Here is a 9,846-nt window from a genome sequence, read left to right on the forward strand (position 1 = left end):
CGGAGACCTTAGACAAGCCTCATCGTCCCAGTTCAGAAGGCACTTTCGCATTCCCGCCCACGATCCGGTCCCAGCCCGACGTGAAACGCGGAGGCTAACTCCGCGGCATTGGGCGACCGGTGTCCTGCCCATACAGGAGGCCGTGCTGCCTGAACATGGCCTCGGCTTCGCCTGGCGAGGGGAGGAGGAATTGGAGATGGTGGCGAGGGGGGATCCAGGCCGTTCTCGAAGGAGAATCCCATGTTGTATAAGGCTCCCGGTGTCTACGTGGAGCAGGTTCCCAGTGGTGTGCGCGTCATCGCAGCGGCCGCAACATCGGTCGCGGCTTTCATCGGCCCCACTGATACGCCTTTTGCGACCCCTCTGGTCCCGGAGAAGGTCAACACCTGGCAGGAGTACCTCGATCAGTTCGTCGACCTCACGGCCTCAGCCACCAAGCCGCAGATGACGAATGCGCTGTACGGCTGGTTCACCAACGGCGGCGGGCCGTGCTACATCCTCAACGTCGATCCCGCCTCCACGAATCTGGATGCGGCGCTGGACGCGTTGAAGGCCCAGCTGGATGTGACGATGGTGGCGGTCCCCGGCCTCGATGACATCACCGGCATCGACGCTGCCGGTCGGCCCCTTGCTCAGAAGGCAGTGGTGAACCACTGCGAGGCGATGGGGAACCGGGTAGCGCTGCTCGATCTGCCGAAGGGCACCATCCCGACGGACGCCGCGAACCTGGACCTGGGCCTGACCGGCCTTACGGCTTCCTTCGCGGCGGTGTACTACCCGTGGCTGCAGGTACCGAGTGCGTACGATGCCAGTCCGGTGCTGATTCCACCGAGCGGACATGTGGCGGGGACGTGGGCACGCACCGATGCCGACCGCGGAGTGTACAAGGCCCCGGCCAACGTGGCCGTCAACGGCCTGCTCGACCTGGAATTCACCCTGACCGACGACCTTCAGGGCCCTCTCAATGACAAGGGCTTCAACTGCCTGCGGACTTTCCCTTCCCAGGGCAGCCTGGTGTGGGGGGCCCGGACTCAGGCCGTGACCGACGTGGACTGGCGCTACCTGAACGTCCGGCGCTACGTCAATTTCCTGAGCGACTCCATCAAGCAGTCCACCCAGTGGGCCGTCTTCGAGCCCAACAACGCAGACCTGCAGGCCAGGGTCCGCGGCACGGCCACCAGTTTCCTCACTGACCAGTGGCGCAGCGGCGCCCTGGTCGGAAAGACCGCGGCCGATGCGTTCTATGTCGTGTGCGATGAGACGAACAACACTCCCGCGACCATGGCCCAGGGCCAGCTCATCTGCGACATCGGCGTGGCACCGACTCGGCCGGCTGAGTTCGTCGTGTTCCGCATCACCCAGACCTACGGCGCCTAGAGGCCCGACTCCTAGAGGAGCTAAGAGATGACTACCGGTAATACGCTGACGCCGTTCCGTTTCGCCATCGACCTGGGAAACTATCAGGTGGAGACGGTGCAGGCCGTCTCTGGCCTGCAAATCGCTGAAGATGTCATTGCGGTGACCCAGGTGAGCCCGAGCGGTGAACTGATCTACCGGAAGCAGCCGGGTGCTCCCCAGAGCGGTCAGGTGACAGTCACTCGGGGGATGGACAAGAGCACGCAGTTCACGAACTGGCTCAAGGCAACCTTGCTGGATGCGAATCTGGACGGCGCTCGGCAGCATGTGACGATCAAGATGATCGACGCGCAGAAGAACGTGGTGCGCCGTATCGGACTGGTCAACTGCTGGGCCAGTGCATGGAGCGGCGCAGATCTGCAGGCTGATGGGAGCGGTCCGGCGTTGGAGACGGTCACGCTTGAGTTCGAAGACATCACGGTTGAGCCGTAATGACGACCCAGATGGCCTACCAGACTGATCAGCTGACGGAGGGTGGCGCAGAGCCGCTGCGGACGGAGTTCGAGTTCGATCTCCCGATGGGATACGTGGACCAGGCTGGCCGGGTCCACCGGAACGGTGCCATGCGCCTGGCCACCGCACGTGACGAGCTGTCTCCGTTGATGGATCAGCGAGTGCGAGAGAATCCCGCCTACTTGGGGGTAGTGCTGCTCAGTCTCGTGATCACTCGCTTGGGCGAGGTGCGCCACGTGAGCGCTGAAGTCGTGGAGCAGCTGTTCGCCGCGGACGTGGCTTATCTGCAGCGTTTCTACGAGCAGATCAATGCTGTTGACCCTGAGGGCCCCGGAGCGGGTGAACGCCTGGGGGAATCCTGATCCACCCGGCGCGACGGCTCTATGAGGAGGTCGCATACCTCGCGTATCACTTCCACTGGCCGCCGGGTGATCTGCTCGATCTCGTACACGGAGACCGGCTCCGCTATGTGCGCGAAATCGGCCACATCAACACGCGTATCAACAGAGGCGGATGATCCACATGAGCCATGGCAGGTCAGTGCTGCCGAAGCAGGAGGTCGCAGAGGCCTTCAGCAAGGTTGAGCCAGTACTCGATCTGCAGGGCTTCCGTGATCGTCTGTCGGCCTGGCAGGTACAGTGGATGTCCCTATCGGGGCACGAGCTGTCGTGGACCTGCCTGACACGGATGCCTTACCCAGCGTGTGCGGCACGTCGGTCCAGTGGCGCACACGCGTTGGACGGAACGGGGCTCGGGCCTTTCCTTGTCTGGCGGTCGAGTCCTGACGAGCGCAAGGGGCCGTCGGCCGAGCGTCTGTCAGGACTGGTCGCGGATGCGAAGGTGAGTACAGCTGGGTACCGTACGCCCGGTCCTTCAGCGGCTTCGTCTTTCCTCACGCCGCCCCCCGTGGGGACTGGTGTCTATGACGGCCGGCCCGTGCGGCAAACACCCCCCTCGCCTGCTCCGCCCGGCCCCAGCCCAGGCTCAGGCCCTGCGCTGTCGGCACACCTGACCACCGGTGCCACTCCCCCGCTTCCCTTGGTAGGGATGGGTACGGCGCTGCCGATGGTAGGGATGGGTACGGCGCTGCCGACCCTGCCCACCAGCACCCTGAAGACAGGCCCAGCGCTGTCGGCACGCCTGACCACCGGTGCCACTCCCCCGCTTCCCTTGGTAGGGATGGGTACGGCGCTGCCGATGGTAGGGATGGGTACGGCGCTGCCGACCCTGCCCACCAGCACCCTGAAGACAGGCCCAGCGCTGTCGGCACGCCTGACCACCGGTGCCACTCCCCCGCTTCCCTTGGTAGGGATGGGTACGGCGCTGCCGGCCCTGCCCACCAGCACCCGACCGTTGTACGACCAGCCCGCGCCGCAAACACCGCCATCGCCTGTACTGCCCAGCCCAAACTACATGGGCGGGCGGCAACCGAATGCGACCGCTTCGCGGCTGGCGAGGCCTGCGCGATCGTCGCCCAGGCAGATGACACCCGTGGCGACGAATCGGCATGACGGCGCTTCCCGCCCCGGCGGGGTGCAGGACACAGCCGTGATGGTCCGCGAGATGACTCGACGTCACAGTAATGAGTTTACTCGCGTGCTGGTGCCCGTACTCGCTCGCATGCTGCATCGAAAGGTGGTGCATCGCCAGGAAGACAGGCCGGAAAGGTGGTACATGGAACTACCTCGCTGACCTGTCGACATTCCTCGAGCCCACCCAGAGTCACACGATATGCACCACGTTGCTATACCCGGGTGCACAAGGATAGGAGTATCGGCTGTGGCCGAGTCATTCGCTACCAGCTGGCGGTTCCAGGTATGGATCGGAATGTACGATCTGGGATCCTTCACCACCTGTGACGGCCTTGCCGCCAACCTGGAGGTAGAGGAGCGCTGGGAGGGCGGCCTGGAAGCTCACCGGTGGGTGATCCCTACCCGCCTGTCCTACTCCAACATCGTGCTGACCCGTCCCCTCACCAGCAGTACCGTCGCGGCTTGGCTGTGGCTCCGGAGCCAGACCATGCAGTCCATTCCCACGATCGGCACCATCGCCGCGCTGGCCCCGAACCGCTCCGTCATCGCGAGATGGAGCATGGAGCGGGTCGTGCCTGTGCGATGGGAGGGGCCGTCGTTCAGCGCTGAAGACTCCCGTCCCGGGATGGAGACGCTTGAAATCGCCCATCACGGTTTCATCGTCTCCCCGTTCTGAAAGGAGTTGCCACGGTGCCGTTCTTGCCAGTCGTGCCGTCCTTGCCCTCCCTGTCCAGGCTCTCCTCCTCCTCGTACTCGTTGTCCACGCTCGGGCTCACCCGCGCTACGCTCGTGATCTTTGATCCGCCGGCCAAACGCAGCCTGGCCAACAAGCCCGGACCGATGATCTCGCGAATCCCGCTGCAGTTCAATCCCGAGTCGATCAGCCTGTCGACGTCCGCCAACTGGAATTTTGAGCCATCCAAGCAATCGGGGTACGCCCCACCGGAGTTCAACGGGACCGATCTCAGGTCGGTCAGCGTGGAGGTCTTCCTCGACTCGACCTACAGTCTAGTTAACACGATTGAACAGCAAGTAGAGGAGCTGTTCGACTGCTGTCGGCCCGCCATTAGCAGCTTCGCGGTTGGTAGTACCTTGTCCCCCCCGTGGGTACGCCTTGAATGGGGACGTGCACGCACCGTTTCGTTCTATGCCTACCTCAGCACAGTCGATGTCGAATACACGCTTTTCAATGTTGACGGGAGGCCAAGCCGGGCCACCTGTCGCTTGTCGCTGCATGAGATCCCCCGCACCGTACCCAAACAAAACCCTACCTCAGGCTCCAAAAATGCTCTAGCCGTGCACCAGACGCAGGCCGGTGACAGCCTGGCTTCGCTGGCTTGGCGCTACTACGGCGACGCCGCTCAGTGGCGGCAGATTGCTGCTGCCAACGGAATCGTCGATCCTGAACGGCTTGCAGTAGGCACTACTCTGCTCATCCCCGCCGTCGATGAGGTGGCTGCCGGGGGAACAGGGGCATGGCTCCCTAGCGCGGAGAGCGGATCATGACCACTTACTCAGCCACACCGCTGGTTGAGACCACGGCGGCCCTCCCGGAAGAGTGGGCCGCAAGGCTCACCACCGTCGACGTGGACACCCGCGCCAATCTGCCGGCTCTGGCGACCCTGCGCTTCCGCGACCCCAATCACCAGCTGCTTAGCAGCAGTGGGATCGCCATCGGAACGCCTCTGAAGGTCTCGGCGGACACCACCGCCGACAGCCGGCCCGTCGTGCTCTTCAGCGGCGAGGTGGCCGGTGTGGCCAGCGAGGTCGAGGAGCAGGGAACATTCACGGTACTGAGAGCCTACGACCGGGCGCAGCGGCTGACTCGAGGCCGCCGGCTGACTGCATGGCAGGAGACCACGCTGGAGAAGGTCGTTCGCGACATCGCCAGCCACGCGGCGCTCGGAGTTGGGTCTGTTGCCGGCTCGACGTCCAAGATCAAGTATCTGGTCCAGCCGAACATCACCGACTGGGAATTCCTTCAGTACCTCGCAGAACTGCACGGCGCTGTGGTCGTCGTCAACAATGGCACGCTGTTCCTTAAAGCGCTTCAGTCCGCCGACAGCGCACCCGATCCGCGCCAGGCGGGCGACGATAACCCGTACGTACTGTCTTATGGAACCAACTTGCTGTCCCTGCAAGTCGCCGTGGGCTCGCCCGGGCCAGCCGGTGAAGTCCAGGTTCGCGGCTGGAACATCGATACTAAAAAGGCCACTGTTGGTACCGCAAAAGTCGACGGCAGCAAATATATCGATATCGGCACCCGCGCCGGCTATCTGGCCACGAAACTGGGCGGAGGCGCCTTCACTGAAGTAATCGGCACTGGGTACGCATTGCAGGGTGATGTCAAGGGTGTCGCCGAATACTTCGCCGACACGGCCGCAGCCGCGATTGTGGACCTGGAAGCGACGGTTTATGGCTCCCCACATCTGACGGCCGGCACGCCGGTGACGCTCGTCAATGTCGGAGAGCCGTTCACTGGCCGCTACACCGTTACCGGTACTCGCCACGTCTTCGACCGCGGCTATCGCACTAAGGTGAACGTGAGCTCGCAACAGCGCGTCCCGCACGCTGCCCGCAATGGACCGGCAGCATACGCGGTGCCGGGGCTTGCCATCGGCACCGTCCAAGACGTCCGTGATCCCGATACGCGCCAGTCGGGGGCGGTGCGGATCGCCTTCCCGTGGCTCAGCGAGGATTACGTCTCCGATTGGGCCCGTACCGTGCAGTTCGGAGGCGAAGGCGGGGGCGGGGTGATCAGCCCCGGCATCGGAGACGAGGTGCTCGTTGGCTTCGAGCAGGGACGCCTGGACCGCCCCTATGTCCTGGGCGGCCTGTACAACGGCAAGGACCATCCTTCGACACACAGCGTTGACTTGATTGATGCCGACTCGAAGGCTGTGAACCGCCGGTCACTGTCGTCACGTGAGGGCAACCGCATCGAGCTTCTGGACCACCCTGATGAGGGCGGCGTCCTGCTGAGCACCGGGGACCAGGAGGTGAAGATCCGCCTGGACCGCAAGGCAAAAAAGATCACGATCGAAGCGGAAAATCTGGAGCTCAAGGGCACCAAAAGCCTGACACTCACGACGGACAGCCTGGAGATCGGGGATAACACCAAGAGTAGCCTCAAGCTTAACGCGAAAACGGTAGAAATCAACGGCACCGATAGCGTTAAAATCGCTTCGCCAAAGGTTGACGTAGGATGACGTTCCTCCCCTTTTCCTCACGGCTGCCTAACGAGCCGAACATCCCTGATGCCCGTTTCCCGGCATGGCTGCGATCGACCATCCGAAAAGGCAACAAGGTCTATAGCACCCATTCGACTCACTTTAATGACCTCGCCCGAGGGAGGCCATCGTGGACGAACTGATCGGAAAAGGCTGGACCTTCCCTGCAACAGTCGCCGATGACGGCACCATCGCGCTTGTCGGCGGAGCCGAAGACATCGACCGGTCCATCCAGTTGATCATGAGAACAATGCTGGGAGAGCGCCCGATGCGCCCGGAATTCGGGTGCGGCGTCAGTGCCCTGGTCTTCGCTCCCATCGACGCGACGACCGGTGGTCAGATCATCGAGACCGTCCACACCGCTTTGGAACGCTGGGAACCGCGGATCGCCGTCGATGAAGTCGACGTCACCGCGGATACCGTGGTCTCCGGTCTGCTCTATATCGACATCAGCTACCGAATCCTGGCAACCAACAGCCCCCGCAACCTGGTCTTCCCCTTCTACACCCTGCCCGGAGAACCCGGCACTGGTACCGCAGGAGCCTAACGATGAGCAACGTCCCCGTTCCCTCCCTGGACGACCTGCGCTTCCAGGACCTCGTCGACGCGGCCAAGCGCTACATCCCCCAGCGCTGCCCCCAGTGGACCGACCACAACGTCTCCGACCCAGGCGTCACCCTGATCGAGGCCTGCGCCTCCCGCGTCGAACAACTCGGGTACCGCACCGATCAGCTCACTGACGCCGCCCGCGCGTCTCTGCTGCGCCTGGCCGGCGTTGTCCCGACTCCGCCGTCCGCCGCCCGCACTGAGCTCACTTTCACCCTCACCGACCCCAACTCCACCGACCGGACCATTCCCCAGGGCACGACCGTCTCCACCCCGAGTAGCTATCCGGGCCCAACCATCACCTTTCGGACCATCGAGACCCTCGTTCTGCCCGCCGAAACGGCAACCGGTACCGTGCCCGCAGTCAATATCACCACTGTCGACGAAGTACTCGGGGTGTCCGACGGCACGCCAGACCAGCGTTTCCGCCCCACCTACCAGCCCATCCTCCAGCAAACCACCAGTGGCACCCCGGCGGTCACCCTGACGGTCACCACCGTCAGCAGCGGCGCACCCGCCGATACCTGGGTGCAAGACACCACCTTCGCGGGTTCCCTGTCTGCTGATTACCGGTTCGTGTGGGACGCCACTGCGGGCGAGGTCGTCTTCGGCCCCAGCACGCCCTACACCTACGGTCCGTACCAGCACGGCCAGATCCCCCGACTCGGCGCCGAGGTACGGGCCGGCTACGAGACGTGTCAGGGCACGCGCGGGAACGTCCCCGCCGGTAGCCTCACCTCCTGGGTGAACACTCCGCCCGCCACTGTCACCAACCGCGCGGCCGCAACCGGCGGGGCCGAACCCGAGACCCTCGACGAGGCCGTAGCCCGCGCCACCGCCCGGCTGGTCCCCCTTCACCGGGCCGTCAGCGCGGACGACCATGCCCAGGTCCTCACGAGGCGCGTTCCCGACGCAGCCCGTGTCCGCACCGTCACCGTCGGAGGCAGCGCCCGATCTGCCCTGCGCATTGGCACCATGGCGGACACCGACCAACACCTGCAGGTCACTGTCGTCCCCCGCCCCACCGGTGACCCCGGCCAGGCACTACCGGCCGCCGACCTCGTCCTCACCGACGAGACCAAGGAGGCTATCCGTGCCTCCGAGGAGGCCCTGCGCCTGCTCGGCACGCGTGTACAGGTCACCGAGCCGGTGTGGGTGCCGTTCAAGGTGGCAGCCACGATCCAGGTATGGCCTGCCGTGGGAAGCCTCGCAGCCGTCAATGCGGAGATTGCCGCCAGAGACGCGCTGTACCGGTACTTTCATCCTGTCATTGGTGGCGACAGCGGCGCCGGATGGCCGTTCGGCCGTCCGGTCCATGCAGGCGACCCGTACGCTGTGCTTGCGGGGCTTCCCAGCACCGTCACGGTACTCAACGTCACCATGACGGACCCGAACGACAACCCTATCTCCCCGCCCCTGGTCCTACCGCCCGATGGACTTCCCCTGCTGACAGAAGTCCAGATCGACTCTGTCAACTCCAGCTCCATCGGGAACACCAACCCCAGCGATGACACACCCACACAGAGCGGTCTGCTGGTCAATCAGAAGAGCGGGCTCGCGATCGAGGTCCCGAACTCTTCGACGGCCCCTGGTGCCAGGCTGCAGCAGGCCTCCCCGCAGGATGGTGCCAATCAACAGTGGACTCTCACCTCGGCGGGTTCCGAGGCATGGCAGATCACTAACAGCAACTCAAACCTGGTCATGAGCGTGGAGAACGCCTCTACCGTTTACGGCGCATACGTAGTCCAACAGACCCTCGGCTCTGGCCTCGAGTCACAGTGGACCGCGTCCGAGCAAGGGGGCGGGTACTACAAGTTGACGAATGTCAACAGCGGTCTGGTGCTTGCTGTTTTCGCCGGATACACCACCCCCGGTGCACCTATCGTCCAGCAGACCTACGACGGACGCCCACACCAGCTATGGCGCCTACAGCCCTCCGACAAGGCAACGCCGAGACGATGACTCCCCGATTCGCAGCGCATCGGCAGCCATACGGCAGACCTCGACAGCACGCTCGAGTGCACCAGCTCGCGTGCCGGTCACAAGAGCAGGAGCGACACCATGGTCCGCACGTGTTCGCCCGGCATTCCGTCATTACATGCTCGAGGGGGCAATGGTGACTACGCACCGGAATCAGATTCACAAGCCGCTCGGTCCGATCCCGGTCCACTCTCGTGGCCTGAGCGCCCAAGCCAGCCGGAAGAACAGGCGCACCGGTTCCGATAGCAGCGACCTCAGCCGCATCCGGGCCCATCCCTACGCCGATCGCCCACCGCGCACAATCGCGCATGCGCCACGAATCCCGTTCAAAGAACTCCCTCCACCCAGCGCAGCACACCCGGTCCGGCGTGGCCCCCGGTATTACAGGCGCCATCGGACCCATCAAGCCCTCAGCAGGGAGGGCCCGTCGTACGTGTCATCACGCCGCGGTCGGTGATGAAACCATCAAAGCGTCGGCGAGACGGTGAGTCGCTCGCCGTCCTTTCCCGGAGTGCGCTCCTGGTTCTCTCCTTAGGTGGTATCGGTATCTTGCGGATTCTGACCGGATTGCCTTTCGATACGGGCACCGCGACCGTTAACAGGGCTTCAGTTCCCTTCTCAACGACCAG

9 protein-coding genes are annotated in these 9,846 nt (G+C 64.0%); all 9 read left to right on the forward strand.

Annotated elements, in window-relative coordinates; translation table 11 throughout:
* Positions 1 to 240 precede the first annotated feature (240 nt).
* The 9 genes from ACWGKU_RS38675 to ACWGKU_RS38715 all read left to right on the forward strand — a co-directional run bounded on the left by ACWGKU_RS38675 (position 241) and on the right by ACWGKU_RS38715 (position 9,199).
* On the forward strand, positions 241 to 1,377 hold the full coding sequence (locus ACWGKU_RS38675) for a phage tail sheath family protein (RefSeq protein WP_331768669.1): 1,137 nt from the start codon (positions 241 to 243) through the stop codon (positions 1,375 to 1,377).
* Between the two features lie 27 nt (positions 1,378 to 1,404).
* Complete coding sequence (locus ACWGKU_RS38680) at positions 1,405 to 1,848, forward strand: phage tail protein (RefSeq protein ID WP_331768670.1); 444 nt, start codon at positions 1,405 to 1,407, stop codon at positions 1,846 to 1,848.
* On the forward strand, positions 1,848 to 2,231 hold the full coding sequence (locus tag ACWGKU_RS38685) for a hypothetical protein (protein WP_331768671.1): 384 nt from the start codon (positions 1,848 to 1,850) through the stop codon (positions 2,229 to 2,231). The genes ACWGKU_RS38680 and ACWGKU_RS38685 overlap by 1 nt, the downstream gene beginning before the upstream one ends.
* Positions 2,228 to 2,386: a DUF6760 family protein gene (locus tag ACWGKU_RS38690; protein WP_331768875.1), complete on the forward strand. Its 159-nt coding sequence runs from the start codon at positions 2,228 to 2,230 to the stop codon at positions 2,384 to 2,386. The genes ACWGKU_RS38685 and ACWGKU_RS38690 overlap by 4 nt, the downstream gene beginning before the upstream one ends.
* Positions 2,387 to 3,648: 1,262 nt before the next feature.
* A complete protein-coding gene (locus ACWGKU_RS38695) occupies positions 3,649 to 4,077 on the forward strand; it encodes a phage tail protein (RefSeq protein WP_401049852.1) in 429 nt (142 codons plus the stop codon).
* Between the two features lie 14 nt (positions 4,078 to 4,091).
* A complete protein-coding gene (locus ACWGKU_RS38700; protein ID WP_452180854.1) occupies positions 4,092 to 4,907 on the forward strand; it encodes a CIS tube protein in 816 nt (271 codons plus the stop codon).
* On the forward strand, positions 4,904 to 6,610 hold the full coding sequence (locus ACWGKU_RS38705) for a VgrG-related protein (RefSeq protein WP_331768674.1): 1,707 nt from the start codon (positions 4,904 to 4,906) through the stop codon (positions 6,608 to 6,610). Before ACWGKU_RS38700 ends, ACWGKU_RS38705 begins: the two co-directional genes overlap by 4 nt.
* A 151-nt stretch (positions 6,611 to 6,761) precedes the next feature.
* Positions 6,762 to 7,178 (forward strand): GPW/gp25 family protein, encoded by a 417-nt coding sequence (locus ACWGKU_RS38710; RefSeq protein WP_401049848.1) that lies wholly within the window; start codon positions 6,762 to 6,764, stop codon positions 7,176 to 7,178.
* A 2-nt stretch (positions 7,179 to 7,180) separates the two neighbouring features.
* Complete coding sequence (locus ACWGKU_RS38715; RefSeq protein WP_331768675.1) at positions 7,181 to 9,199, forward strand: RICIN domain-containing protein; 2,019 nt, start codon at positions 7,181 to 7,183, stop codon at positions 9,197 to 9,199.
* Positions 9,200 to 9,846: the final 647 nt, after the last annotated feature.

The organism is Kitasatospora sp. NPDC054768, from assembly GCF_053612025.1.